Genomic DNA, 25,630 nt, shown 5'->3' on the forward strand with positions numbered 1-25,630 from the left:
CTCTCACGTTGCATTGGCACAGATCGTCGACGCACGTAATCGCTGCGCCCTATCGTGGTACCCAGGCGGACCAAGGGAGGTTCTTTGTGAGTGTTGAGCAGGCCGAATACTCCGATGTGCTGATCATCGGCGCGGGAATCTCCGGGATCGGCGCCGCCTACCGCATTCATGAGAAGAACCCCAACCTGACGTACACGGTGTTGGAGCGGCGTGCCCGCATCGGCGGCACGTGGGATCTGTTCCGGTATCCGGGCATCCGGTCCGACAGCGACATCTTCACGCTGAGCTTTCCGTTCGAGCCGTGGAGGCGGCAGGAGAATGTGGCCGACGGCGGCGACATCCGCGATTACCTGACCGAGACCGCCCGTAAGCATGGAATCGACAAGCACATCCGGTTCAACACCCAGGTGCGCTCGGCGGATTGGGATTCGACGACCGACACGTGGACGGTCGAAACGGAACAGGACGGCGCGTCCAAGACCTACCGGGGCCGGTTCGTGTTCTTCGGCACCGGCTACTACAACTACGACGAGCCCTATCGGCCGGAGTTTCCGGGCATCGAGCAGTTCTCCGGTGAGGTGGTGCACCCGCAGTTCTGGCCCGAGTCGCTGGACTACAGCGGCAAGCGTGTGGTGGTGATCGGCAGCGGCGCGACCGCGGTCAGCATGATCCCGTCCCTCACTGAGAAGGCCGGGCACGTCACGATGCTGCAGCGCTCGCCGACGTACATGCTGTCGATGCCGCGGATCCACCCGGTGGTGCAGGCGATCCGAAAAGTGCTGCCGCTCAAGGCCGCCAACCATGCTGTCCGGCTGTACAACACGTTCTTCACCGTGATGACCTACGTGGTCGCACGCAAGGCCCCGAAGTTCAGCAGATGGCTGATTCGGTCGATGGCGAAAAAGAGTCTCCCGGAAGACTATCCGGTCGACGTGCACTTCAAGCCGCGGTATGACCCGTGGGATCAGCGGTTGTGCCTGATCCTCGACAACGACCTCTACACCGCCGTCGGCGAAGGCCGCGCCGACGTCGTCACCGACCACATCGACCACTTCGACGCCACCGGGATCGCGCTGCGTTCGGGCCAGCACGTCGACGCCGACATCATCATCACCGCCACCGGCCTACAGCTTCAGGCCCTCGGCGGTGTCGAGATCAGCATTGACGGCGCAGAGATCAAGCCGCAGGACAGGTTCGTCTACAAAGAGCACATGCTCGAGGACGTGCCGAACATGGCGTGGTGCGTCGGCTACATCAACGCGTCGTGGACATTGCGGGCAGACCTCACCGCCCGCGCGGTCGCAAAACTCCTGGCCTACATGGACTCTCACGGTTACACGCACGCCTACCCGCACCTCGGGGACAAGCCGATGCCGGAGAAGCCGGCGTGGAACATCAACGCCGGCTATGTCCAGCGCGCCGCCCACGTGCTGCCGAAGTCGGGCACGCACCGGCCGTGGAACGTGCGGCACAACTATGTGTTGGACGCGATCGACCACCGATTCGACCGCATCGAGGAGTCGATGGTGTTCGGCCGTGCGAAGGCGGGAGCGGCGAAGTCCGCGTAGGAGGTTGACGATGTCCGAGTTCAGCGACGTGCTGATCATCGGCGCCGGAATATCGGGCATCGGCGCTGCGTACCGCATTCGCGAGAAGAACCCGCATCTTTCGTACACGATCCTGGAGCGACGTGCTCAACTGGGCGGGACGTGGGATCTGTTCCGCTATCCCGGGATCCGTTCGGACAGCGATATTTTCACGCTGTGCTTCCCGTGGGAACCGTGGACGCGCCCGGAGATGATCGCCGACGGCGAACACATCTGGCAGTATCTGGCCGACACGGCCCACAAGTACGGTATCGACGAACACATTCGGTTCAACACCTACGTCCGCTCAGCGGATTGGGATTCGGGCACCGACACGTGGACCGTGCAGACCGAGCAGGACGGTGTGCCCAAGACCTACCGGGGCAGGTTCCTGTTCTTCGGCACCGGGTACTACAGCTACGACGAGCCTTATGACCCAATGTTTCCCGGCATCGAGGATTTCACGGGCGACGTGGTGCATCCGCAGCACTGGCCCGAAGACTTCGACTACACCGGCAAGAGACTTGTCGTGATCGGCAGCGGCGCGACCGCGGTCAGCATGATCCCGTCGCTGACCGATAAGGCTGCACACGTGACCATGCTGCAGCGCACACCGTCGTACATGCTTTCGGCGGCCAAGGTGGAGCCGACGGCCAACCTGACGCGAAAGCTGTTGCCCCTGCCCGTGGCGCACTGGATTGTGCGGTGGCGTAACGCGTTCGTCGGATCGCTGATATGGGCGGTCGCCCGCAAGGCGCCAGAGTTCAGCAAGCGGCTGCTGCGCCGGATGGCCGAACGCAACCTGCCCGCGGGATACGACATCGAAACGCATTTCACGCCGCCGTATAACCCGTGGGATCAGCGACTGTGCATCATCGTCGGGGCCGATCTGTACAAGGCGATCAGCGACGGCGAAGTCGAGGTGGTCACCGACCACATCGACCACATGGACGCCACCGGCATCATGCTGAAGTCCGGCAGGCACCTCGACGCGGACGTGATCATCACCGCGACGGGCCTACAACTGCAGGGGCTGGGCGGTGTCGAGATCAGCATCGACGGCGAAAAGATCTCTCCGCACGACCGGTTCATCTACCGACGGCATCTGCTCGAGGACGTTCCCAACGCCGCGTGGTGCATCGGCTATACGAATGCATCGTGGACGCTGGGAGCGGATTTGACTGCTCGCTCGGTGGCAAAGCTGTTGGCGTACATGGACTCCCACGGCTATACGCATGCGTATCCGCATCTCGGCAAGCGCCGCATGGGTGAGCAGCCGGCTTTTAATCTCTCAGCGGGTTATGTCCTGCGCTCGCCGAACGCGCTGCCGAAGTCGGGCACCCGAAGGCCATGGGCGCTGACCCACAATTTCATGCGCGACGTGATCGGCCGGCCGTTTGAGGCCATCGACGATTCGATGGTGTTCGGCCGTGCGCCCGCCACGTCCGCAACGCCGTTGCGAGCAGTCGCGACGCCAATAGCCCGGACGTCGTCTTGAACCCGTCGGCGGGGCCGCTTCGGATCACGACTTCAAAGGCGGCAAAAACCTGTTACCAAAGCGGTAGCGTCATTGGTTGCTGGCAGGGATGGGAGGCGAGACAACCATGAAGCGTTGCATCGTCGGAGGATTGGCCGTCCTGCTGATGGCCGCAGGGCTGATGGCCTCAGAGCTGATGGCCGCAGCGCCGCAGGCCAGCGCCGGCTGCCTCTACGGAGGTCCCTATATCAGCAAGTGCGATGGCCCGGTCCAGCCCGACGGCACCTGGCAACGGTGCGTGGCAGTTCCCCAAGTGGTACCTCGCGGCGCCAGTTCCTACCTCATACCGGTCAAGAACTGCGATTTGATGGGTCCTGATCAATTCCCCGCGGACTTCGCCCTCGCCGACCCGCCGACGCACATCGACTGAGCCGCGCCAGTCTCGTCAGGGAGCGACAGTCAGCCAGTCCGTGAACCCCGATGGGTCGTGGCGGCCGAGTGCGCCGTGCTCGAACAGCCCCCACCCCTCCGCGGACTTGCCGCCGTCGTGGCAGACCGCGCGGCCGACGTGGTCAATGACGCCGAAGCCTGCCCGGCCGATGATCTCAGGAGAGGTCATGTCATACGTGAGGCGTTCGGTGAAGTTGTCGCCCTTCCACATTCCATGCAACCAGTCCGAGTCACCGCCGTACCCGCCGCCGACGTGAATCGGCACCGGCAGCTTGGATTCCACGTCAAAGCGCACAGGGCTGCCGTCGAATGCGGTCGCGTCGATCGTCGCGCCGGTCGGGATCCGCGTACCGGACCGGTAGTGAATCTTCACCCGTGGCCAGCCGAGCTGCTCGACGCGCCCGTCCTTCCAGATCCGTGTGCAGTCGTTCAGTGACCGGAAACCGCGGGGATCTTCCTGGATGATCAGCACGATCCCGAAGTCGTCGAACGCCATCGGCACGTAGAGCCACCACATTCCTTCGAACGGCGGATCGTCGGGACGGCCGGCGGGTTCAGCCTCGCCGACCGGCCGGATGCCCCACGAGCGGTCGCGGCTGCCGATCCAGCGACCCGGATCGACGGCAATCTCCTCGCCGTCGATCGACAACCACCCGCTCCATGCGCCCAGCTGGGCAAAACGCTGGGCATCCAACGTGATCCGGTTGCCGCGCCGCATGATGTGCGGCTGCTCCTGGACGACGTCGAACAGCCCGTCCCACGTGAGATCGGCTGCGATTCCCTCGGTTTCGTCGAGCACGATGCGCAGTTTGTGCAACGGCTCGACGACCTCGACGCGGTAATTGCCGACATGCTGGTTGAGGCGGTCCTGGTCGATCGCCCCGCTGAGATGCACCGCCGTCTGCACGTCGCCACGCCTGGCCAACAGATACGCGTCTTTCACACCGAGGTTCGGGTAGTACCCGATGCCCGAGATCACGAAGATGTCGCCGGTGCGGTCGTGCGCGTTGAAGTAGGAGCGGTCGTAGAAATTGCGATCGCTCGAACCCGGCCACGCGATCGGCTGCGGAACCTGGTGTACCGGATACTCATCCATGGGGCCGAGCATCACGCTTCTCCTTCGCCGATGAGCCGCTTGAGCAATGAGCCGTGATAGAACAGCGACTCGACGTCATCTGGCTTCTCGATCTCACCGAAGCGGATCCGCCGCGCACTGGTCCGCATGAACACGCACGCCCAAATCACGGCCGAATACACGTAGAACCAGTGCAGTTCGCCCAGCTCGACTCCGGTCAACTTGGCGTACGTCGCGCGGACATCGGATTCCCGCATGAAGTCCGGCAACCCCGGCAATCCGGCAAGGCCAGCCAGCTCCTGAAAAACCATGTGCGCGAAGATCATCCATGCGACGTCCATCTCGCGCGGGCCGAGCGTCGCCATCTCCCAGTCCAACACCGCGACCGGCTTGAAGCCGGAGTACAGCACATTTCCGACGCGGGAATCACCCCACACCAGCACCGGATCGGTGGCGGCGACGTCGGTGGGCCAGTTCGATTCAAGCCAATCCAGCGCGCGTTCCAGCAGCTCCGACGGGCCGATATCGGGGACGGCGAACCGGTACCAGGACTGCAGCCAGTCCAGGTTGCGGCGCAACGCATTTGTCGCCGGAGCCTCGGCCAGGAAACCGAAAGTCGTCAAGGGCTCAGGTATCGAATGCAGTTTGGCGATGACCTCGACGGTGGCATCCTGCAACTCGCGCTGACGCTCGGCGGGGGAGTCGGCGAACCAGTTGTTGCCGAACGTGTAGGGCATCACGTCGGGCGGCACCCGGCCGTCCACGTAGTCCATCAGGAAGAACGGCGTGCCCAGCACCGAACCCGTCGTCTCGAGCCACCGCACCCGCGGCACTGGAATGTCGGTCTTCTCGGCCACCAGGCGGATCACGTCGAACTGGTGATCCATGCGGTACGACGAGAACACCGGCACGTCCTGCTTCGTGGGCGCGACTCGGGCCACCCATTTCTCCTCGTGCCGCCGGCCATCCTCGTCCCACCGGCCGGTCAAGATGATCGTCTCCGAGGACATGCCGTTCGCGTCCACGCCACTCTCCACGGTGATCGCGGGCGCCACACCGCCGGGTAGCAGTGTCGACAGCCACTGGGACATCACACTGGGCAATGTGCTGACATCACGACTGGAATGCTGCAGTCGGCTGACATCCTCGACAGCCGGTTCAGTACCCATGGGGACTCTTCTTTCAGGAATAATTACGATACGGTGGGTAGCGATATGAAAGCAGACCTGTCACCGGTTGACAAGACCCCAGCTGCCGGGCGGCCACGGGACCCGCGTATCGACGCTGCCATAATGCGCGCGACGGAGGATCTGCTTGTCGAAATTGGTTATTCGAACCTGACGATGGCCGCGGTCGCCGAACGGGCAGGCACCACCAAGACGGCGCTCTACCGCCGGTGGTCCAGCAAGGCCGAGCTGGTGCATGAGGCCGCTTTTCCTGCCGCGCCCACCGCTATCGAGACGCCGCCCGGTGACATCGCCGCCGACGTCCGCGCGATGATGGCCGCGGCCCGCGACGTGTTCACCAGTCCTGTTGTGCGCGCGGCGCTGCCGGGTTTGATCGCCGATATGGCGGCCGACGCCGAACTCAACGCGAGGGTCATGGCGCGCTTCAGCAACCTGTTCGCGGCTGTGCAGACAAGGTTGGCCGACGCGGTCAGGCGCGGCCAAGTCCACCCGGACGTCAACCCGGACAGGCTTCTCGAGATCATCGGCGGTGCGACGCTACTGCGGTTGTTGCTGCAACCCGACGAGCCCCTCGGAGAGGACTGGGTGGACCAGACGACTGCCATCTTGGTCCACGGTGTGATGGCATAGGGGTCGATGCTCGAAGCGTTTCCGACCGATTGGCGCACCGCGCTGCTGCTTGTTCCGCATCCGGACGATCCCGAATACGGCTGCGCCGCGGCGGTGGCCAAGTGGACTGCCCAGGGAAAGACCGTCTACTACGCGCTGGCTTGTCGCGGGGAGGCGGGCATCGCGGGGATGCCACTCGAGGAGGCGGGACCGCTGCGGGAGGCGGAACAACTGCGGTCGGCGGCCATCGTCGGCGTCGAGAACGTGCAGTTCTGGGATTTTCCCGACAGCGACATCCGCAACACCCCCGAGCTGCGCGACAAGATCGCCGAGACGATCACCGCGCTGGCTCCTGACGTCGTGCTCACGATCTACAGCGGTCCGGAATGGGCACCGGGGGCACCTAACCAGCGTGATCACATCGAGTTCTCTAAGGCCGTTGCCGCGGCGTATGACTCGCTCACCGACCCGCCGCGCTGGCTGTTCGAAAACGGCCCCGAGGTCACTCATGCCGAAGTCATCGACGACGTCCACTTCGACCTCGCGGTCGCATCGCTTGCCGCGCACGAGGTTTACCTGTCGGTGCTCGACCCCGACACCCCGGTAATCGAGCAGGCGCACAAACAGGTCGACATGACGACCACGCCCCGGCCCGAATACGGCGGGAAACGCACCGTGGAATTCATCCTGCGGCGGTATCGCTCATGACGATCGTCGCAACGCGGATCGGCAAGGTGCGGGGCACCCTGCAGGACGGTGTGCACGCCTTCCGCGGAATCCCATATGCGCAACCGCCGGTCGGCCCGCTGCGCTTCGCTGCACCGGTGCCGCATGAACCGTGGGACGGCGTGCTCGACGCGAACGAGTTCGGTCCCCCGCCGCCTCAGCCGCTGCGTCTCACCTCGTCGGTTGAGTGGTTGAGCGTGAACGTGTGGACTCCCGATGTGGCCGCATCGGGTCTGCCGGTGATGGTGTGGCTGTACGGCGGCAGGTTCACCACCGGCGCCTCAGACGAATCCGATTGCGACGGAGCGCGTTTGGCCGCAGGCGGTGTAGTGGTAGTCAGCCTGAACTACCGCGTGGCCGGTGAAGGGTTCATGCTGATCGACGGCGCCGTGCCTAACCGCGGGCTGCTGGACCAGGTGGCGGCGCTCCAGTGGGTGCGTGACAATATCGCCGGCTTTGGCGGCGACCCGGACAACGTGACCGTGTTCGGCGAGTCGGCGGGTGCCGCATCCGTCGCGATGTTGATGGTCATGCCGACAGCCGCTGGACTGTTCCACCGTGGCATCGCCGAAAGCGTCCCCAACTTCCTGTTTGGCTCCGATCTCGCCGCCGATGTGGCCTCCGTCGTCGCGGGCAAGCTCGGCCTGCGGGCGACTGCCAGTGACCTCGCAGGCGTCGATCCTCAGACGTTGGCCGATGCCACCGCGGGCATCGACTACCAGGATCGCTGGGGCTACGCCCTTGCCGTGCGCAGGTCGCAGTTCGGGCCGGTGATCGACGGAGAAATATTGCCGGACAGTCCTTTCCACGCCCTCGCGGCGGGCGCAGGCCGCGGCGTGGACCTGTTGATCGGGCACAACCGCGACGAGTACCGCTTCGTCGTCCACGAGAACGGCGGCACCGTGACCGCGGAGCAGGCCGAACAGGCGCTCAGATCGTTACCGCCGGTACCCGATGGTGGACGGACTTATCGCACGGCATACCCGGGAGCTGGCCACGCCGAGCTCTACGAACGGGTGTGCTCCGATTTCGTCTACCGGATGCCGACGCTGCACATCGCACAGGCGCACACCGCCGGCGGTGGGACCACGTATCTCTACGAATTCTGTTACGACGCTTCACCGATCGGGGCGGCACACACCACCGAGATTCCGATGGTGTTCGGCACACTGGATTCGCCCATCGGCTCAGCGCTGTATCGGTCGGCGTCGGACGCCGGAGCGGTGTCGCGTGAAATGAGCGCGGCCTGGCGGGCGTTCGCCGCCACCGGCGATCCCGGCTGGCCCGCCTACGAGCGCGTGGAGCAGCTCACCCGAGTCTTCGACGTCAGCTCGACGACAACGCGCTACCCCGAGCAAGCCTCGCAACGCATTTGGGCGGACTACCCGTTCGACCCGTTCGGAGTGAATGCGACGCGCTGACCCAGCCAGAGGCCCCCGTTCACCTCGACGGTTTGACCGGTGACCCACCGGCTGTCGTCGGAAGCGAAGAACGCGACGACGTCGGCGATGTCGGCCGAGGCGCCGACACGGTCGAGCGCGGTGATGCCCGCGATGCCCGACACCGCGTCTTCCGACTCGTGCAGCCACGAATTCATCTCAGTGTCGGTGACTCCGGGGGAGACGTTGTTGACGGTAATTCCTCGCTCACCAACGATATTGGCGAGCGATCGGCCGAGCACGTTGAGCGCGCCCTTGGTCATCGAATACACGATCTGCGGCGTCGCGAACCACGTGACGCCGGAAGTGATGTTGATGATGCGGCCGCCGTCGCGCAGCAGCGGCAACGCGCGCTGGGTGATGAAGAACGGCGCCCGCACATTGATGGCGAACTCCCGCTCGAACTGTTCTGGCGTGGCATCGATCGTCGCCTCATAGGTGGCGATGGCGGCGTTGTTCACCAGGATGTCCAGCGGACGCCCGTCGAGTCCCTGTTCCAGTGCTGCGAAGAGCGTGTCGACATCACCCTCGACGCCGAGCTCGGCGCGAACGGCGAATGCCTGTCCGCCCGCCGCCTTGATCGCCGCGACGGTGTCGGCGGCCGCGGCTTCGTTGCTTCCGTAGTGCACCGCGACCTCCGCGCCGTCAGCGGCGAGTCGTTGGGCGATGGCGCGGCCGATTCCCCGCGATGCTCCGGTTACCAGTGCGGTCTTGCCCGATAGAGAAGTCATGTGTCCCGCAACGGCGCGCCGCGCCCTGCTATTCCGGATGGTCGATCTGCGCCTTGTTCCGCTCGGATACCGCGCGGAACTGGTCGCCAAGGCCCTCGAAGTTCCGATGCTGGGCGAAGGCGATCTTCTCCTCGGCGGCCAGCCCGGGGTCAACCACCGCGGCCGCGCCTGCCGTATAGATCTCTTTGAGTCCCAGCATGGTGGGGCCTGGCACTTCGGCGATCTGGCCGGCCAGCTCGAGTGCACGGTTGAGCAACTGCTCATGGGCGACGACCTCGGTCGCCAGGCCGATCCGCTCGGCGCGCGCTGCATCGACCACCTCGCCTGTCATCGACAGCCGCCGGGCCATCGCCGCGCCGACGAGTTGGGGGAGTCGCGCGGTCATGCCGCCGCCGGGCAGGATGCCGACGCGCGCATGCGTATCGGCGAACACCGCACGCTCGGACGCCACGAGGAAATCGCAGCCCAGCGCCATCTCCAGGCCGCCGGTGAAGCATGCGCCGTTGATCGCGCCGACGATCGGCGTGCGCATCTTCGCGACCGCGACGATGCAGCTCTGCGACCGGAACTCCTCGAAGTACGCCAGCCCGTCGCGCTGTGCCTCTTTGAGGTCCACGCCCGCGCAGAACGCCGGATCCGCCCCGGTGAGCACCACCGCGCGTACGGATTCGTCGGCGTCGGCTTCGGTCAGTGCCGTGTACGTTGCCCGGATCAGGTCGCGGCTCAACGCATTTCGGGCCTCAGGCCGGTTCAGCGTCAGTAGCCTGACCGCACCGTGGTCGGCGATCAGGACCAGCGGCTGGCTCACGGCAAGAAGTGGTTGGCCGTGTTCGCCAGGTCGAGCAGAGGCTGCGGCAGCGCACCGAGGGCGAACGTGACGGCCGCGGTGATCGTGACGACCGCTGTACTCAACGCGCTTGGCGCCACCACTGCGGGCGCATCGTCGGGTGGCTCGGTGAAGAACATCAACACGATCACCCGCACGTAGAAGTACGCGGCCACGGCGCTCGCGATGACGCCGATGACGACAAGCGGAATGGCACCGCCCTCGCCGGCGGCCTTGAACACCGCGAACTTGCTGACAAAGCCGCTCGTCAACGGGATACCGGCGAAGGCGAGCAGGAACAACGAAAACACAATGCCGACAACGGGATACCGCCGGCCAAGACCAGCCCACCGGGCAAGTGCGGTGTCCTCTTCGCCGTCGGGGCTTCGCACCAGTCCCACCACCGCGAACGCGCCGACGGTGCTGAACCCGTAGGCGAACAGATAGAACAGCGTCGACGACACGCCCGCCTCGTTCTGCGCAATGACGCCGGTGAGGATGAATCCGGTGTGCGCGACGGCCGAATACGCCAGCATCCGCTTGACGTCGTTCTGGGTCACGGCCGTGACGGTGCCGATCACCATCGTCAGGATCGCGATCGCCCACATCACCGGGCGCCAGTCGGCGTGCAGACCGGGCACCGCGATGTAGAAGATGCGCAGCATCGCGCCGAACGCGGCGATCTTGGTGGCGGCGGCCATGAACGCGGTGATCGGCGTGGGTGCACCTTGGTAGACGTCCGGAATCCACGAGTGGAAGGGCACCGCGCCGACTTTGAACAACACGCCAACGAGGAGCAGCGCGGTGCCGATCAGCGCCAGCGACGTCTTGCCCGATCCGGCCGCCACCGCCTCCGCGATGCCACCGAGGTTCAGTGTGCCGGCGTATCCGTACAGCATCGCAACGCCGTAAAGGAAGAATGCCGACGAAAACGCGCCAAGCAGAAAGTATTTCACCGAGGCTTCCTGCGATAGCAGGCGCCGCCGACGGGCCAGCCCGCACAGCAGGTACAGCGGCAGTGACAGCACCTCGAGCGAAATGAACATGGTCAGCAGATCATCGGAGGCCGGGAACAGCAGCATGCCGCCAATGGCGAACATCGTCAGCGGGAAGACCTCGGTCTGCATGAGACCGGCCTTGGTGGCCAGTTTCTCGACGACGCTGCCTGCGACGGCGGACGCCTGCGGTGTGAAAGCGTCCAGCCCCCCGACGCTTTCGCCGTCCGCTGTTGCCGGGATGCGCCGTTCGGCGATGAGCAGGATGCCCAGCATGCCGACCAGCAGGATCGTGGCCTGAAGGAACAACGTCGGCGCGTCGATGGCGACGGCGCCGAGCACCGCGGTGCGGCCGGGACTGCCGTGCAGGTCCCTGGCGAGCACGACGACCGCTACGAACGCCGCGACCAGCCCGCCGAGGCTCAGCACCAACTGAGCGGCGTAGCGCTGCTGACGCGGCAGGAACGCTTCGAGCAGCACCCCGACGACCGCCACGCCGAGGACGATCAGCATGGGGGAGAGCAGGCCGTATTCGACGCTGGGGGTAGGCAGGTTCATCGCGTCGGCCCTTCCGCGATCTTCGGTGCCGGGTCAGGCTGATTGATGGTGGTCAAGGTGTGGCTGACCGCCGGATTGATCACATCCAGCGCGGGTTTGGGATACACCCCGAGCACCAGCAGCAGCGCGATAAGCGGTGCCACGACGGCGATTTCGCGTGGCAGCAGGTCACGCAGGCGATCGTTGCCGTCCTTCACCGGCCCGGTCATCATCCGCTGGTACATCCACAGGATGTAGACCGCGGACAGCACCAGTGCCGTCGACGCGAACACCGCGAAGACGGGATAACGCAGGAATGTTCCGATCAAGACCAGGAATTCGCTGATGAACGGCGCAAGTCCGGGTAGCGACAACGTCGCAAGGCCCGCGACCAGGAACGTGCCGGCCAGTACAGGCGCCACTTTCTGCACACCGCCGTAGGCGTCGATCAGGCGAGTGCCCCTGCGCGACACCAGGAATCCGGCGATCAGGAACAGCGCCGCGGTCGAAATGCCGTGGTTGACCATGTAGAGCGTCGACCCGGATTGGCCCTGGCTGGTCATCACGAAGATGCCGAGGATGATGAACCCGAAGTGGGATATCGACGTGTAAGCGATCAGTCGCATCACGTCGACCTGGCCGATCGCGAGGATCGCGCCGTAGACGATGCCGATGACCGCCAGCGTGATGATCAGCGGCCTGAAATACATTGAGGCGTCGGGGAACAGCTGCAGGCAGTAGCGCAGCATGCCGAATGTGCCGACCTTGTCCATCACGGCCATCATCAGCACGGCGCTGGCCGGGGTCGCCTCGACCGCGGCGTCGGGTAGCCACCGGTGGAACGGCCACAGCGGCGCCTTGACCGCGAACGCGAACATGAACCCGCCGAACAACAGATTCATGATCGCTGGGCTCAGCACGAAGTGACCGGTCGATACCGCGGTGACGATCTCGCGGAAGTCGAAGGTGCCCGCCGCGAACGCGTCGCTCTGGGCGGTCACCACGTACAGGCCGATCACGGCCGCGAGCATGATCAGGCCGCCAAAAAGGTTGTACAGCAGGAACTTCACCGCGGCCTTCGAGCGGTTTTCGCCGCCGAACCCGCCGATCAGGAAGTACATCGGGATGAGCATGGCCTCGAAGAACACGTAGAACAGCAGCACGTCCAGCGAGACGAGCGACATCAGCACCATGCCCTCGACCGCCAGCGTTAGCGCGAAGTATGTGTGCACCGACCGTCCCGCCCAGGCGATCTTGTCGCTGGCGTCGTTCCAGCCCGCGATGATAAGAATTGGCACCAGCACGGCCGTCAGCACCACGATGGCGAGCGCGATGCCGTCGACGCCGAGAATGTAGCCGGTGCCGAACGACGGTATCCATCTGTGGGATTCGACGAACTGGTACTGGTCGCCTCCCGGCTTGAATCCGACCGCGACAACCAGTGTCACCGCGAGGACGGCGATCGAGATCAGCAGCGCCAGCCATTTGGCCACAGTGCGTTGGGATGCGGGCAGCACCATGACGAGCGCGGCGCCGGCCATCGGGATCGCCCACAGGATGGTGAGCCACGGGATGTTGTTCATGACCACAGGTTCACCGCCAGGATCGCGGCGACCACGAGGGCCGCTCCGCCCAACATGGAAAGCGCATACGAGCGGGCGAAACCGGTTTGCAATTGCCGGAATCCGTCCGAGATGCGGCCGACGAGTGCGGCCAGCCCGTTCGCCGCGCCGTCCACCGCGTCGTCGTCGATCTCGACGAGACCCGTGGTGAGCAGCTGCCCGGGACGCATGAACACGCGCTCGTTGAATGCGTCGCCGTAGAGATCCCGGCGCGCGGCAACGGTGAGCGCAGACCCGGCGGGCACTTCTGCGGGGACCGCGCGCACGCCGTACATGCGGTAGGCGAGCGCGATGCCAAGGGCGACCACGACGAGGATCACGGTGGTGGCGACCCACACCGGCGTCGCGTGTGCGACTTCGTGCGCGCCGACGACCGGTTCGAGCCAGTGCTGCAGAGTGCCGCCGATCGCGAAGAACCCGCCGGAGGCCACCGACCCGACGGCAAGCAGGATCATCGGCCACGTCATGACCGCGGGTGACTCATGGGGATGAACGTCGTCGGCCCAACGCTTTTCGCCGAAGAACGTCATCAGCATCACCCGGGTCATGTAGAACGCGGTGATTCCTGCGCCGATGATCGCCGCGCCGCCGAGGATCGGGCCCTTGAGCCCGCCGGCGCCAAGGGCGGCCTCGATGATGCCGTCTTTGGAGAAGAACCCGGCCAGCGGTGGCACACCGATGATCGCCAGGTAGCCCAGCCCGAATGTCGCGAACGTGATCGGTATGGCTTTGCGCAGGCCGCCGTAGCGGCGCATGTTCACCTCGTCGCCCATGGCGTGCATGACCGACCCGGCGCCAAGGAACAGGCCTGCCTTGAAGAAGCCGTGAGTGAGCAGGTGCATGATCGCGAACGCGTATCCGGCCGGGCCCAGCCCGGCGGCCAACACCATGTAGCCGATCTGGCTCATGGTCGACGCGGCGAGGGCTTTCTTGATGTCGTCTTTGGCGCAGCCGACGATCGCGCCGAACAGCAGGGTCACCACGCCGACGATGACGACGCCCAGCTGTGCGGTCGGTGCGAGATTGAACACGGGGCCCGAGCGCACGATCAGGTACACACCCGCGGTGACCATGGTGGCGGCGTGGATCAAGGCCGAGACAGGGGTGGGGCCTTCCATGGCGTCGCCGAGCCACGACTGCAGCGGCACCTGCGCCGACTTGCCGCACGCGGCCAGCAGTAGCAGCAGCCCGATCGCGGTCAGTGTGCCCTCACCGAGTCGCGGTGCGGCGGCAAACACACCGGCGAACGAGATCGAGCCGATGTAGGCGAACATCACCATCAGCGCGATCGCCAGGCCCATGTCGCCGACGCGGTTGACCACGAACGCCTTCTTGGCGGCCGTGGCCGCCGACGGCTTGTGCGCCCAGAACCCGATCAGCAGGTAAGACGCCAGACCCACGCCTTCCCACCCGACGTAGAGGCCGAGGTAGTTGTCGGCCAGCACCAACAACAGCATCGCCGCGAGGAACAGGTTCAGGTAGGCAAAGAACTTGCGCCGCTCGGGATCGTCGGCCATGTAGCCGATCGAATAGATGTGGATGAGTGAGCCGACGCCGGTGATCAGCAGCACGAAGCACATCGACAATGCATCCAGCTGCAGGCCGAAGTCCACGTGCAAACCGGCGACCGGTACCCACGAGAACAGCGCCTGATGCACGATGCGGTCTTCGGCATGGCGGCCGAGCATGTCGACGAACAGCACGACACCGGCGGTGAACGACGCCAGCGCCGCCAGGCAGCCCAGCAGGTGACCCCAGCTGTTGGTTCGTCTGCCCGCGAGCAGGAGGATGGCAGCGCCCGCCAGCGGCAGGGCGACCACCAGCCACACCAGAGTTGTCATGGCAGCCTTAGTTTTTCAGCAGACTGGCTTCGTCGACCGAAGCCGAATGGCGGGTGCGGAACACGGTCATGATGATCGCCAGGCCGACCACCACCTCACACGCGGCGACCACCATGGTGAAGAACGCCACCACTTGACCGTCAAGATGACCGTGCATGCGGGAGAACGCGACGAACGCGAGGTTCGCCGCGTTGAGCATCAGCTCGACGCACATGAACATGACGATGGCGTTGCGACGCAACAACACTCCGGCCGCGCCGATCGTGAACAACAACGCCGACAGGTAGAGATAGTTGTCGGGATTCATGAGTCCCCTCTGCCATTCGTTTCGAGGACGGGCCGCTTCTGCAGGATCGCGCTGACCGACAGCTCGGAGCCACTGCCGTCGGGCAGCCGGGCAGGCACGTCGACGGCGTTGTGCCGTGCGTACACACCGGGATTCGGCATCGTTGTCGCGTGGCCGCCGGGCCGGAACCGTTCCTCGGCGAGCTCACGCTGGGTCTTGCGCCGTTCGAAGCGTTCGCGGTGGGCCAGCACCATCGCACCAAGGGCGGCGGTGATGAGCAGCGCCCCGGTGAGCTCGAACGCCCACAGGTACTTGGTGAAGATCAGCGCTGCCAGCCCCTGGACATTTCCTCCGGCGTTGGCCTGCGCCAGGCCGGTGAACCCGGCCACCGACACGTTCCCGATCCCCGCGATGAGCAGGACCCCGAAACCCAGACCGATTACAATCGCCGCGACGCGTTGTCCGCGAATGGTTTCCACCAGTGACTCGGACAGGTCGACACCGATCAGCATCACCACGAACAGGAACAGCATCATCACCGCGCCGGTGTAGACCACCACCTGCACGACGCCGAGGAACAACGCGTCCTGTGCGATGTAGAGCACCGCCAGCGAGATCATCGTGCTGGCCAGGAACATGGCCGAGTACACCGCCTTTGGTGCGGCCACGACCCCGATCCCGCCGACCACCGCAACCACCGCGAGCACCCAGAACAGCACGGCCTCTGTTGTCGAGGTATGCCCGGCGGTGTCGGCGGCCACCGCCGCGAGGTAGTCGACGGTCACCGCACATCCTCGGTAATCGGCTTGATCTTTCCGAGGTAGTAGTCGTCATCTGTGCTGCCCGGCGCCATCGGATGTGGCGGCGCAAGCATGCCGGGTTGCATCGGTGCGAGCAGCTTGTCCTTGCCCCAGATGAGGTCGGCGCGGTTGTCGTCGGCCATCTCGTATTCGTTGGTCATCGTCAACGCGCGGGTGGGGCAGGCCTCGATGCACAACCCGCAGCCGATGCACCGCAGATAGTTGATCTGGTAGACGCGGCCGTAGCGTTCGCCGGGCGAATACCGTTCCTCGGCAGAGTTATCCGCGCCCTCGACGTAGATGGCATCGGCCGGGCAGGCCCACGCACACAATTCGCAGCCGATGCATTTCTCCAGCCCGTCGGGATACCGGTTGAGCTGATGGCGGCCGTGATAGCGCTTTGCGACCGGCCCCGGCTTCTCCGGATACTCCTCGGTGATCTGCTTTTTGAACATCGTGCCGAACGTGACGCGGAATCCTTTGATCGCGTCGAGGAATTTAGGCATCGGCTCGCTCCTTTGTGGCTGATGTCGGCTGGCTCGGGAGCGCCGGCACCGGGAAGGTGCCCTCGAGAGCTTGGCGCGGGACCTTCTCAATCGTCCTGGCCCGCATCACCCGCCACAGCGCGAACAGCAGGAGTAGCGCCACCACGATCCCGGCGGTGATCAACCCGGTGGTGGCCGCGTCGTACCCCTGGAGGCGCATGCTGTGCGTGATCGCGACGATCATGATCCAGGCCAGCGACACCGGGATCAGGATCTTCCAGCCCAGCGCCATGAACTGGTCGTAACGCAACCGGGGCAGTGTGGCGCGCAGCCACATGAAGAAGAACAGGAATGCCCACACCTTGGCGATGAACCACAGCAGCGGCCACCAGCCGGTGTTGGCGCCGTCCCACATGTTGATCGGCCATGGTGCGTGCCAGCCGCCGAGAAACAGCGTGGAGGCCAGTGCCGAGACGGTGGTCATGTTGATGTACTCGGCGAGCATGAACATCGCGAATTTCAGCGACGAGTACTCGGTGTGGAATCCGCCGACGAGTTCGCCCTCGGCCTCGGGCAGATCGAAAGGCGCGCGGTTGGTTTCGCCGACCATCGCCGTCACGTACACCAGGAACGACGGCAGCAGCAGGAAGACGTACCACCTGCCCTCCTGGGCGGCGACGATGCCCGACGTCGACATGGTGCCCGAGTAGATGAACACCGCGGCGAACGACAGCGCCATCGCGATCTCGTAGGAGATCACCTGTGCGCTCGAACGCAGCCCGCCCAGCAGGGGATAGGTGGACCCCGACGCCCAGCCGGCCAGCACGATGCCGTACACACCGATCGACGTGACGGCGAGGATGTAGAGCACCGCGACGGGCATATCGGTCAGCTGCAACGCGGTGCGGTGCCCGAACACCGACACCTCACCGCCCATCGGGATGACGGCGAACGCCAGGAACGCCGGAATGACCGAAATGACCGGAGCCACAAGGTAGACGAACTTGTCGACCCCGGCGGGAATGATGGCTTCCTTGAGCGCAAGCTTGATGCCGTCGGCAAGCGACTGCAGCAGGCCCCACGGACCGACCCGGTTGGGACCGGGGCGCATCTGCATCCACCCGAGGATCTTGCGCTCGAGCAGGATCGCCACGAGCACCGTCAGCACCAGGAACACGAAGATGCCGAGCGCCTTGGCCAGGATCAGCCACCACGGGTCGTGGCCGAACAGTGTGGGATCGGGGTACGTCACTGCTCTGCCCGCCCGATCGACACGACGGCGCCGACGGTCACGCCGAGTTGTTGGTGCACTCCGGCGCCGACGGCATTCAGCGGCATCCAGACGACGCGGTCCGGCATCTCGGTGACCGCGAGCGGCAAAGTGATCGCACCGCGGTCGCTGCGGACCGTGACCAAATCGCCGTCCACTACGCCGATTTCGCCGGCCGTGACGGCCGACAGCCGCACGATCGGTGGGCGGGCGGTTCCCGCGAGATAGGGTTCGCCGTCCTGCAGCCGGCCCGCGTCGAGCAGCATCCGCCAGCTCGCAAGCACCGCGGTACCCGCGACGGGCGGTGTCTGCCGTTCGGCCGACACCTGCGGGGCGTCGGGGCGAGTTCCGGCCCATAGCCCGAGGCGGGCCATTTCCTCGCCTGCGGCCAACGCGTTGGGCAAGGCGAGGTCGACGCCGATCTCGTCGGCAAGGAAGTTCAGCACTCGTAGGTCGGGGTATGCGTTGGATTGCAGCGACGGTTCGAACGGCCGAATCCGCCCTTCCCAGTTGACGAATGAACCCGCCTTCTCCACCACCGGCGCCACCGGGAACACCACGTCGGCGAGGGCGGTCACAGCGCTCTCGCGCAATTCCAGACTGACCACGAACGGCGCCGCGTCGACGGCCTTCAGGGCGGCGTCGGGGTCGGGCAGGTCGGCGAGCTCGACGCCGCCGATCAGCAACGCGCCGAGTTCACCCGCGCGTGCGGCCGCCAAAATCGCTGTGGCGTCGCGGCCTTCGGCGGTGGGCAGCTCGTTGACGTTCCAGGCCGCGGCGGTCTGCTCGCGGGCCGATGCGTCGGTGATGGGGCGCCCGCCCGGCAACAGGCCAGGCAGGGCACCGGCTTCCAGGGCGCCGCGTTCGCCCGCACGACGCGGCACCCACGCCAACCGGGCACCGGTCGCGGCGGCCAGCCTGCTAGCCGCCGAGAACGCTCCTGGGGATGTTGCGAGCCGCTCGCCAACCAAAATGACCGCACCGGGCAACTGCAGCTGTGCATCGTCGGCGAGATTGTCCAGCGCGGCGGCCTCGCCGCCGGGCGCGCATTCGATGTGCCTGCCCTTCATCTTCGTGAGCCCGCGCGTGGCGAATGGGGCGATCGACATCACCTGCAGCGCGTTCTTGCGTGCCGCCTTGCGCAGCCGCAGGAACACGATCGGCGATTCCTCTTCGGGCTCGAAGCCTGCGAGCAGAACCGCGGGGGCGCTCTCCAGATCTGCATATGTGACCGACATCGGCTGGCCCCCGATATGCGCGGTGAGGAATGCAGCCTCCTCGTCGCTGTGCGGCCGCGCGCGGAAATCGATGTCGTTGGTCTCCAACACGATCCGCGCGAACTTCGAGTATGCGTAGGCGTCCTCGACGGTGGCCCTGCCGCCGACGAGAACGCCGGCGCTGCCGGCCGCGGCCGCCAGCCTGGCGCCCGCGACGTTGAGGGCTTCCGACCACGATGCGGGCCGCAGCTTACCGTCCTCGTCGCGGATGAGCGGGGTGGTGATGCGGTCACCGACCGTCGTATAGGTGAACGCCCAGCGGCCCTTGTCGCAGTTCCATTCCTCGTTGACCTGTGGATCGTCACCAGCCAAGCGGCGCATGACTTTTCCGCGCCGGTGGTCGGTGCGTTGAGCGCATCCCGACGCGCAGTGCTCACACACGCTGGGGCTGGACACCAGGTCGAACGGCCGGGCGCGGAACCGGTAGGCGGTGCCGGTGAGCGCGCCGACAGGGCAGATCTGCACTGTGTTGCCGGAGAAGTAGGACTGGAACGGCTCGCCAGGGGCGATGCCAACCTGTTGCAGCGCACCACGTTCCAGCAGCTCGATGAACGGGTCGCCTGCGATCTGCTGGGAGAACCGGGTGCACCGTGCACACAGCACACAGCGTTCCCGGTCAAGCAGTACCTGCGACGAGATGTTGATCGGCTTCGGGAATGTCCGCTTGACGTCCTCGAACCGCGTCTCGGGCCTGCCGTTGGACATCGCCTGGTTCTGCAGCGGGCATTCTCCGCCCTTGTCGCAGATCGGGCAGTCCAGCGGGTGGTTGATCAGCAGCAGTTCCATCACGCCCTGCTGCGCCTTGTCCGCGGATTCCGACGTGTACTGCGTGCGCACCACCATGTCCGGCGTGACGGTGGTCGTACACGAGGCGAGCGGCTTGCGTTGCCCCTCCACCTCGACGAGGCATTGCCTGCAGGCGCCGACCGGATCCAGCAACGGGTGGTCGCAGAACCGTGGGATCTGGACACCGATCAGCTCCGCGGCACGAATCACCAAGGTGCCCTTGGGCACACTGACCTCCACATCGTCGATGGTCAGGTTGACCATCTCGACAGGGGTGGAAGCGCCGGTGGCCCCAGAATTGACGGTCTGCGTCATCTAGACACCCACTCCGTTCTCGGGCGAGCAGACGCAAGGTGTCCCTTTTTCACGGCGTGTCGGGGACTTTTGCGTCTGCTCGCGGAAGAAGACCGTCATCTAGACACCCACTCCTTCCGTGGCCATCAGTGTGGAGGCGTGCGGATCGAACGGGCAGCCGCCGTCGAGATGCGCCAGGTATTCGTCTTTGAAGAACTTGATCGACGACAGGATCGGGCTTGCGGCGCCATCACCCAACGCGCAGAACGACTTTCCGAAGATGTTGTCGGAGATGTCGAGCAGCTTCTGGATGTCGTCCTCGGTGCCCTCGCCGGTCTCGAGGCGTTCGTAGATCTGGGCCAGCCAGTACGTGCCTTCGCGGCATGGAGTGCACTTACCGCATGATTCGTGCTCGTAGAACTGAGTCCAGCGACGCACCGCGCGTACCACGCAGGTGGTCTCGTCGAAGATCTGCAGTGCCTTGGTGCCGAGCATCGACCCCACACCGGCCATGCCCTCGTAATCCAGTGGCACGTCGAGGTGTTCGTCTGTCAGCAGCGGGGTCGACGAGCCACCCGGCGTCCAGAACTTCAGCTCGTGTCCAGCGCGCACCCCGCCCGCATACTCCAACAGTTCGCGCAGCGTGATCCCGAGTGGCGCCTCGTACTGCCCTGGCGTGGTGACATGTCCGGACAACGAATACAGCGTGAACCCGGGCGATTTCTCCGTGCCCATCGACCGGAACCAGTCCACACCGTTGACCACGATCGGCGGCACGCTCGCAATGGATTCCACGTTGTTGACCACGGTCGGGCAGGCGTAGAGACCGGCCACCGCGGGAAACGGTGGCCGCAGCCTGGGTTGGCCGCGACGCCCCTCCAGCGAGTCCAGCAGCGCCGTCTCCTCGCCGCAGATGTAGGCGCCCGCGCCTGCGTGCACGATCAACTCCAGATCGAAACCGCTGCCACGGATGTCGTTGCCGAGGTATCCGGCGTCGTAGGCTTCGGCGACCGCGGCCTGCAGCCGGCGCAGCACCGGTACGACCTCGCCCCGGACGTAGATGAACGCGTGGTGCGCCCGGATCGCGTACGCGGCGATGATCGCGCCTTCGACAAGGAAGTGCGGCGTCGTCAGCATCAGCGGAATGTCTTTACACGTACCCGGTTCGGATTCGTCGGCGTTGATCACCAGGTAGTGCGGCTTCGCACCCGGCCCCGTGTCGTCCTGCGGGATGAACGACCACTTCGTCCCGGTCGGGAAGCCGGCTCCGCCGCGGCCCCGCAGGCCCGAATCCTTTACCAGCGCAATGACATCGTCGGGGGCCATGCCCAACGCGCGCTCGAGACCCTTGTATCCGTCGTGACGGCGATACGTGTCCAGCGACCACGGCTCGGGTTCGTCCCAGAACCGGCTCAATACGGGCGTCAGCTGAGTCATTCTTTGGAATCCGTTGCACTCGGGTCGGTTTCGGTTGTCGACGACTTTGGCGGCACCGTCGCCGACGGAGCGGGCGCCGGCTCGTCCTTCGTCTCTTCCGCCGCCGCCTTTGTGTCGTCGGGTGCGGCGTGCGACGTCGGCTCGGCAGGCGCGTCCGGCGCTGTCATGCCCAGCTCCTGGGCCACCCGCAGCCCGGCGAGTGTCGCCGCACCGACGTCGGTTCCGGACTCTCGTGAGTCCGGCAGTCCTGCAAGGGTTCTGGCCGTCTCTCGGAACGTGCAGAGCGGGGCGCCGCGGGTCGGCGCAGGAAGATCGCCAGCGCGCAGCCCGTCGACGAGGTCGCGAGCCGACGACGGTGTCTGGTTGTCGAAGAACTCCCAATTGACCATCACCACTGGTGCGTAATCGCACGCGGCGTTGCACTCGACGTGTTCCAGGGTCACCTTGCCGTCGTCGGTGGTCTGCCCGGCGTGGATACCCAAATGGTCTTGCAGCGCATCGAGAATGGCGTCGCCGCCCATGATCGCGCACAGGGTGTTCGTGCACACGCCGACGAGGTACTCGCCGGTCGGTGTGCGGCGGTACATCGAGTAGAACGTGGCCACCGCCGTGACTTCGGCGTGGGTCAGGTCGAGCTGGGCGGCGCAGAATGCGATGCCCGCCGGCGTGAGACAGCCGTCCTCAGCCTGGACCAGATGCAGAAGCGGCAACAACGCCGAGCGTGCGCTCGGATAGCGGTCGATGATCGTCTGTGCCTCGCCCTGAAGCCGTTCCACAACATCGGCCGGGTACGACGCCGGCCCGTGGATTGGCGGGCCGGGTTCGTCGGGCCGCTGCCCGAGTTCGAGAAACACGCTCATCGCTGCCCTCGCCTCTTCGCGCAAGCGCTCATCGCTGCCCTCGCCTCTTCGCGCAAGCGCTCATCGCTGCCCTCGCCTCTTCGCGCAAGCGCTCATCGGTCCACCCCGCCCATCACCGGATCGATCGACGCCACCGCGGCGATCGCGTCGGCGACCATGCCGCCTTCGCACATCGCCGCCACGGCTTGAAGGTTGGTGAAGGAGGGGTCGCGGTAGTGCACGCGGTATGGCCGGGTGCCACCGTCGGACACCATGTGCACGCCGAGCTCGCCGCGTGGCGATTCGACCGCGACGTACACCTGACCGGCAGGCACCCGGATGCCCTCGGTGACGATCTTGAAGTGGTGGATCAGTCCCTCCATCGAATGGCCCATGATCTTGGCGATGTGTTCGGGTGAGTTGCCAAGCCCGTCGGGTCCCACCTTCAGATCGGCGGGCCAGGCCAGCTTCTTGTCGGTGATCATCACCGGACCCGGCTTCAACCGGTCTACGCATTGGCGGACGATCTTGATCGACTCCCGCATCTCCTTGACCCGGATGATGTATCGGCCGTAGGAGTCGCAGCGGTTGTCGGTGATGACGTCGAAATCGTATGTCTCGTAGCCGCAATAGGGTTGCGCCTTACGCAGGTCGTGCGGCAGCCCCGTGGAGCGCAGCACCGGCCCGGTGATGCCCAGGGCCATGCAACCGGCAAGGTCGAGATACCCGACGTCGACCGTGCGGGCTTTCCAGATGTAGTTCTCGTTGAGCAGATCCTCGAGGTCCTGTAATCGCTTGGGCAGCAACTCGAGTAGGGCGTGGATCTGCGGAACAGCCTCGTCGGGCAGGTCGGCCGCCAGGCCGCCGGGACGGATGTAGGCGTGGTTCATCCGCAGGCCGGTGATCGTCTCGAACACCGACAGGATCTGCTCACGTTCACGGAATCCGTAGAACATGGCCGACATCGCGCCCAGTTCCATTCCGCCCGTTGCCAATGCGACCAGGTGTGACGAAATCCGGTTGAGTTCCATCATCATCACGCGGATGACGCTGGCGCGCTCGGGAATGTCGTCGGTGATGCCGAGCAACTTTTCGACGCCCAGGCAGTACGCGGTTTCGTTGAAAAACGGTGACAGGTAATCCATTCGGGTCACGAAGGTGACGCCTTGGATCCAGTTTCGGTACTCGAGATTCTTCTCGATGCCGGTGTGCAGGTATCCGATGCCGCAGCGGGCCGAGATGATGGTCTCGCCCTCGATCTCCAGGATCAGCCGCAGCACGCCGTGGGTGGACGGATGCTGCGGCCCCATGTTGACGACGATCCGCTCGCCGACGTGTTCCTGGGCCGCGGCGACCACTTGATCCCAGTCCTCACCGCCGACCACGACCACTGTTTCGGCACCGCCCGACTCGGGCGGGGTCGTGGATGTACTCATCAGTTGTAGGCCCTCCGCTCATTGGGCGGCGGGATCTCGGCACCGTGGTACTCCACGGGTATGCCACCCAACGGATAGTCCTTGCGTTGCGGATGCCCTTCCCAGTCATCGGGCATTTCGATGCGGGTGAGGGCGGGATGTCCGTCGAACACGATGCCGAAGAAGTCGTAGGTCTCGCGCTCGTGCCAGTCGGTGGTGGGGTAGACGCCGAACAGCGACGGGATGTGCGGATCAGCATCGGGCGCCGCGACTTCCACCCGGATCCGACGGTTGTGGGTGATCGACATCAGGGGATAGACGGCGTGCAACTCGCGGCCGGACTCGTCCGGGTAATGCACGCCCGAGACGCCGAGGCACAACTCGAACCGCAGCGCCGGGTCATCGCGCAGGGCCTGGGCCACCGTCGGCAGCTGACTGCGCTCCACCTCCAGCGTCAGCTCGTCTCGGTAGACGACCACGCGCTCGATGGAAGCGTCGAACGCCTCCTGGCCGATGGCCGCGGTCAAGGCGTCGACGACCTCGTCAAAATAGCCGCCGTAGGGTCGCGGCGAGCTGCCCGGCAGCGCGACCGGACGAACCAGCCGGCCGTAGCCCGAGGTGTCGCCACTGTCGCGGACGCCGAACATTCCGCGGCGCACACCGATGACCTCGCGATCGCCGTTCGAATTCGAGGGTCCGGTCACCGCAGCAAACCCTTGAGTTCGATGGTCGGAGTGATCGACAGCGCCGCCTGTTCGGCTTCGCGGATCGCTTCTTCGCGGTTGACACCCAGCGGCATCTCTTGAATCTTCTCGTGCAGCTTGATGATTGCGTGCAGCAGCATCTCCGGCCGCGGCGGGCAACCGGGCAGATAGATGTCGACCGGCACCACGTGGTCGACGCCCTGCACGACCGCGTAGTTATTGAACATGCCGCCCGAGGAGGCGCACACGCCCATCGCCAGCACCCACTTGGGTTCGGCCATCTGGTCGTAGATCTGCCGCAACACCGGCGCCATCTTCTGGCTGACGCGACCGGCGACGATCATCAGGTCGGCCTGGCGAGGGGTCGCGGAGAACCGCTCCATGCCGAACCGGGCGATGTCGAACCGCGGGCCCGCGGTGGACATCATCTCGATGGCACAGCAGGCCAGGCCGAACGTCGCAGGCCAAAGCGAACCTTTGCGGACGTAGCCGGCCACCTTCTCGACGGTGGACAGCAGGATTCCGCCAGGTAGCCGTTCTTCTAGTCCCAATTCAGGCCTCCTCGGCGCCATACATAGGCGTAGGCCACGAACACCACCACCATGAAAAGAAGCATCTCCACCAGGGCGAACATGCCCAGGCTGTCGAACGCCACGGCCCACGGGTAAAGGAACACGATCTCGATGTCGAACACGATGAACAACATCGCGGTCAGGTAGTACTTGATCGGAAACCGCTGGCCCGCGGCGTGTGCGGAGGCCAGCTGCGGCACCGGCTCGATGCCGCATTCGTAGGCTTCCATCTTCGAGTGGTTGTACCGGCGCGGTCCGGTCAGCAGTGCGATGCCGACCGAGCCGACGGCAAACGCGGCCGCGATCGCGCCGAGTACCAGAATTGGCGTGTACAAATTCATGCCGAACAAGCGCTCCCTCGTGG

The 25,630-nt window shown here is 65.3% G+C and carries 24 protein-coding genes; 6 read left to right on the forward strand and 18 right to left on the reverse strand.

Annotated elements, in window-relative coordinates; genetic code table 11:
- Positions 1-86: 86 nt before the first annotated feature.
- The 3 genes from ACWW36_RS16905 to ACWW36_RS16915 all read left to right on the forward strand — a co-directional run bounded on the left by ACWW36_RS16905 (position 87) and on the right by ACWW36_RS16915 (position 3,493).
- Positions 87-1,568 (forward strand): flavin-containing monooxygenase, encoded by a 1,482-nt coding sequence (locus ACWW36_RS16905; protein ID WP_456137149.1) that lies wholly within the window; start codon positions 87-89, stop codon positions 1,566-1,568.
- Between the two features lie 10 nt (positions 1,569-1,578).
- Entirely contained in the window at positions 1,579-3,084 is a 1,506-nt protein-coding gene (locus ACWW36_RS16910) for a flavin-containing monooxygenase (protein WP_456137150.1), read from the forward strand.
- Between the two features lie 106 nt (positions 3,085-3,190).
- A complete protein-coding gene (locus ACWW36_RS16915; RefSeq protein WP_456137151.1) occupies positions 3,191-3,493 on the forward strand; it encodes a CDGP domain-containing protein in 303 nt (100 codons plus the stop codon).
- Positions 3,494-3,508: 15 nt separating this feature from the next.
- On the opposite strand, the gene ACWW36_RS16920 is transcribed toward ACWW36_RS16915, so the two are convergent.
- Both ACWW36_RS16920 and ACWW36_RS16925 read right to left on the reverse strand, forming a co-directional pair.
- Positions 3,509-4,621 (reverse strand): hypothetical protein, encoded by a 1,113-nt coding sequence (locus ACWW36_RS16920; RefSeq protein ID WP_456137152.1) that lies wholly within the window; start codon positions 4,619-4,621, stop codon positions 3,509-3,511.
- The gene (locus tag ACWW36_RS16925; RefSeq protein ID WP_456137153.1) at positions 4,621-5,757 is read right to left on the reverse strand and encodes a phosphotransferase family protein; all 1,137 of its coding nucleotides are present in this window, start codon (positions 5,755-5,757) and stop codon (positions 4,621-4,623) included. Before ACWW36_RS16925 ends, ACWW36_RS16920 begins: the two co-directional genes overlap by 1 nt.
- A 45-nt stretch (positions 5,758-5,802) precedes the next feature.
- On the opposite strand from ACWW36_RS16925, the gene ACWW36_RS16930 reads away from it, so the two are divergent.
- Genes ACWW36_RS16930 through ACWW36_RS16940 form a run of 3 tightly spaced genes read left to right on the forward strand, consistent with a single transcriptional unit; the run spans position 5,803 to position 8,531 of the window.
- Positions 5,803-6,405, forward strand: a complete 603-nt coding sequence (locus ACWW36_RS16930) for a TetR/AcrR family transcriptional regulator (RefSeq protein ID WP_456137154.1) — start codon at positions 5,803-5,805, stop codon at positions 6,403-6,405.
- A gap of 6 nt (positions 6,406-6,411) precedes the next feature.
- Positions 6,412-7,092: a PIG-L deacetylase family protein gene (locus tag ACWW36_RS16935; RefSeq protein ID WP_456137155.1), complete on the forward strand. Its 681-nt coding sequence runs from the start codon at positions 6,412-6,414 to the stop codon at positions 7,090-7,092.
- Complete coding sequence (locus ACWW36_RS16940) at positions 7,089-8,531, forward strand: carboxylesterase/lipase family protein (protein WP_456137156.1); 1,443 nt, start codon at positions 7,089-7,091, stop codon at positions 8,529-8,531. The genes ACWW36_RS16935 and ACWW36_RS16940 overlap by 4 nt, the downstream gene beginning before the upstream one ends.
- Here ACWW36_RS16940 and ACWW36_RS16945 read toward each other — a convergent pair.
- From ACWW36_RS16945 to ACWW36_RS17020, 16 genes are all read right to left on the reverse strand, one after another.
- Complete coding sequence (locus ACWW36_RS16945; protein WP_456137157.1) at positions 8,492-9,280, reverse strand: SDR family NAD(P)-dependent oxidoreductase; 789 nt, start codon at positions 9,278-9,280, stop codon at positions 8,492-8,494. The genes ACWW36_RS16940 and ACWW36_RS16945 overlap by 40 nt on opposite strands.
- 28 nt (positions 9,281-9,308) lie before the next feature.
- Positions 9,309-10,088 (reverse strand): enoyl-CoA hydratase, encoded by a 780-nt coding sequence (locus tag ACWW36_RS16950; protein ID WP_456137158.1) that lies wholly within the window; start codon positions 10,086-10,088, stop codon positions 9,309-9,311.
- The gene (gene nuoN, locus ACWW36_RS16955; RefSeq protein ID WP_456137159.1) at positions 10,085-11,659 is read right to left on the reverse strand and encodes an NADH-quinone oxidoreductase subunit NuoN; all 1,575 of its coding nucleotides are present in this window, start codon (positions 11,657-11,659) and stop codon (positions 10,085-10,087) included. The genes ACWW36_RS16950 and nuoN overlap by 4 nt, the downstream gene beginning before the upstream one ends.
- The gene (locus ACWW36_RS16960; protein WP_456137160.1) at positions 11,656-13,221 is read right to left on the reverse strand and encodes an NADH-quinone oxidoreductase subunit M; all 1,566 of its coding nucleotides are present in this window, start codon (positions 13,219-13,221) and stop codon (positions 11,656-11,658) included. The genes nuoN and ACWW36_RS16960 overlap by 4 nt, the downstream gene beginning before the upstream one ends.
- Entirely contained in the window at positions 13,218-15,101 is a 1,884-nt protein-coding gene (nuoL, locus tag ACWW36_RS16965) for an NADH-quinone oxidoreductase subunit L (RefSeq protein WP_456137161.1), read from the reverse strand. The genes ACWW36_RS16960 and nuoL overlap by 4 nt, the downstream gene beginning before the upstream one ends.
- Positions 15,102-15,108: 7 nt before the next feature.
- The gene (nuoK, locus tag ACWW36_RS16970) at positions 15,109-15,408 is read right to left on the reverse strand and encodes an NADH-quinone oxidoreductase subunit NuoK (protein WP_456137162.1); all 300 of its coding nucleotides are present in this window, start codon (positions 15,406-15,408) and stop codon (positions 15,109-15,111) included.
- Positions 15,405-16,148: an NADH-quinone oxidoreductase subunit J gene (locus ACWW36_RS16975; RefSeq protein ID WP_456142521.1), complete on the reverse strand. Its 744-nt coding sequence runs from the start codon at positions 16,146-16,148 to the stop codon at positions 15,405-15,407. Before ACWW36_RS16975 ends, nuoK begins: the two co-directional genes overlap by 4 nt.
- A 20-nt stretch (positions 16,149-16,168) precedes the next feature.
- Positions 16,169-16,693 carry an NADH-quinone oxidoreductase subunit NuoI gene (nuoI, locus tag ACWW36_RS16980; RefSeq protein ID WP_456137163.1) on the reverse strand — a complete coding sequence of 175 codons (525 nt, stop codon included), beginning with the start codon at positions 16,691-16,693 and terminating at the stop codon, positions 16,169-16,171.
- Positions 16,686-17,924: an NADH-quinone oxidoreductase subunit NuoH gene (gene nuoH, locus ACWW36_RS16985; RefSeq protein ID WP_456137164.1), complete on the reverse strand. Its 1,239-nt coding sequence runs from the start codon at positions 17,922-17,924 to the stop codon at positions 16,686-16,688. The genes nuoI and nuoH overlap by 8 nt, the downstream gene beginning before the upstream one ends.
- Positions 17,921-20,320, reverse strand: coding sequence for an NADH-quinone oxidoreductase subunit G (locus ACWW36_RS16990; protein WP_456137165.1), 2,400 nt, complete (start codon positions 20,318-20,320; stop codon positions 17,921-17,923). Before ACWW36_RS16990 ends, nuoH begins: the two co-directional genes overlap by 4 nt.
- A 99-nt stretch (positions 20,321-20,419) precedes the next feature.
- Positions 20,420-21,736 carry an NADH-quinone oxidoreductase subunit NuoF gene (nuoF, locus tag ACWW36_RS16995; protein WP_456137166.1) on the reverse strand — a complete coding sequence of 439 codons (1,317 nt, stop codon included), beginning with the start codon at positions 21,734-21,736 and terminating at the stop codon, positions 20,420-20,422.
- Positions 21,733-22,596 carry an NADH-quinone oxidoreductase subunit NuoE gene (nuoE, locus tag ACWW36_RS17000; RefSeq protein WP_456137167.1) on the reverse strand — a complete coding sequence of 288 codons (864 nt, stop codon included), beginning with the start codon at positions 22,594-22,596 and terminating at the stop codon, positions 21,733-21,735. Before nuoE ends, nuoF begins: the two co-directional genes overlap by 4 nt.
- 92 nt (positions 22,597-22,688) lie before the next feature.
- On the reverse strand, positions 22,689-24,011 hold the full coding sequence (gene nuoD, locus ACWW36_RS17005; protein WP_456137168.1) for an NADH dehydrogenase (quinone) subunit D: 1,323 nt from the start codon (positions 24,009-24,011) through the stop codon (positions 22,689-22,691).
- Entirely contained in the window at positions 24,011-24,694 is a 684-nt protein-coding gene (locus ACWW36_RS17010) for an NADH-quinone oxidoreductase subunit C (protein ID WP_456137169.1), read from the reverse strand. The genes nuoD and ACWW36_RS17010 overlap by 1 nt, the downstream gene beginning before the upstream one ends.
- Complete coding sequence (locus ACWW36_RS17015) at positions 24,691-25,245, reverse strand: NuoB/complex I 20 kDa subunit family protein (RefSeq protein WP_456137170.1); 555 nt, start codon at positions 25,243-25,245, stop codon at positions 24,691-24,693. The genes ACWW36_RS17010 and ACWW36_RS17015 overlap by 4 nt, the downstream gene beginning before the upstream one ends.
- Positions 25,236-25,607 carry an NADH-quinone oxidoreductase subunit A gene (locus ACWW36_RS17020; RefSeq protein ID WP_456137171.1) on the reverse strand — a complete coding sequence of 124 codons (372 nt, stop codon included), beginning with the start codon at positions 25,605-25,607 and terminating at the stop codon, positions 25,236-25,238. The genes ACWW36_RS17015 and ACWW36_RS17020 overlap by 10 nt, the downstream gene beginning before the upstream one ends.
- Positions 25,608-25,630 lie beyond the last annotated feature (23 nt).

This window comes from Mycobacterium sp. MMS18-G62 (genome assembly GCF_053877835.1).

Coding starts and splice junctions, on each gene's coding strand:
- ACWW36_RS16910 (WP_456137150.1), top strand. CDS start 1,579: ATGTCCGAGTTCAGCGACGTGCTGATCATCGGCGCCGGAATATCGGGC.
- ACWW36_RS16915 (WP_456137151.1), top strand. CDS start 3,191: ATGAAGCGTTGCATCGTCGGAGGATTGGCCGTCCTGCTGATGGCCGCA.
- ACWW36_RS16920 (WP_456137152.1), bottom strand. CDS start 4,621: ATGCTCGGCCCCATGGATGAGTATCCGGTACACCAGGTTCCGCAGCCG.
- ACWW36_RS16925 (WP_456137153.1), bottom strand. CDS start 5,757: ATGGGTACTGAACCGGCTGTCGAGGATGTCAGCCGACTGCAGCATTCC.
- ACWW36_RS16930 (WP_456137154.1), top strand. CDS start 5,803: ATGAAAGCAGACCTGTCACCGGTTGACAAGACCCCAGCTGCCGGGCGG.
- ACWW36_RS16935 (WP_456137155.1), top strand. CDS start 6,412: ATGCTCGAAGCGTTTCCGACCGATTGGCGCACCGCGCTGCTGCTTGTT.
- ACWW36_RS16940 (WP_456137156.1), top strand. CDS start 7,089: ATGACGATCGTCGCAACGCGGATCGGCAAGGTGCGGGGCACCCTGCAG.
- ACWW36_RS16945 (WP_456137157.1), bottom strand. CDS start 9,280: ATGACTTCTCTATCGGGCAAGACCGCACTGGTAACCGGAGCATCGCGG.
- nuoN (WP_456137159.1), bottom strand. CDS start 11,659: ATGAACCTGCCTACCCCCAGCGTCGAATACGGCCTGCTCTCCCCCATG.
- ACWW36_RS16960 (WP_456137160.1), bottom strand. CDS start 13,221: ATGAACAACATCCCGTGGCTCACCATCCTGTGGGCGATCCCGATGGCC.
- nuoL (WP_456137161.1), bottom strand. CDS start 15,101: ATGACAACTCTGGTGTGGCTGGTGGTCGCCCTGCCGCTGGCGGGCGCT.
- nuoK (WP_456137162.1), bottom strand. CDS start 15,408: ATGAATCCCGACAACTATCTCTACCTGTCGGCGTTGTTGTTCACGATC.
- nuoI (WP_456137163.1), bottom strand. CDS start 16,693: ATGCCTAAATTCCTCGACGCGATCAAAGGATTCCGCGTCACGTTCGGC.
- ACWW36_RS16990 (WP_456137165.1), bottom strand. CDS start 20,320: ATGACGCAGACCGTCAATTCTGGGGCCACCGGCGCTTCCACCCCTGTC.
- nuoF (WP_456137166.1), bottom strand. CDS start 21,736: ATGACTCAGCTGACGCCCGTATTGAGCCGGTTCTGGGACGAACCCGAG.
- nuoE (WP_456137167.1), bottom strand. CDS start 22,596: ATGAGCGTGTTTCTCGAACTCGGGCAGCGGCCCGACGAACCCGGCCCG.
- nuoD (WP_456137168.1), bottom strand. CDS start 24,011: ATGAGTACATCCACGACCCCGCCCGAGTCGGGCGGTGCCGAAACAGTG.
- ACWW36_RS17020 (WP_456137171.1), bottom strand. CDS start 25,607: ATGAATTTGTACACGCCAATTCTGGTACTCGGCGCGATCGCGGCCGCG.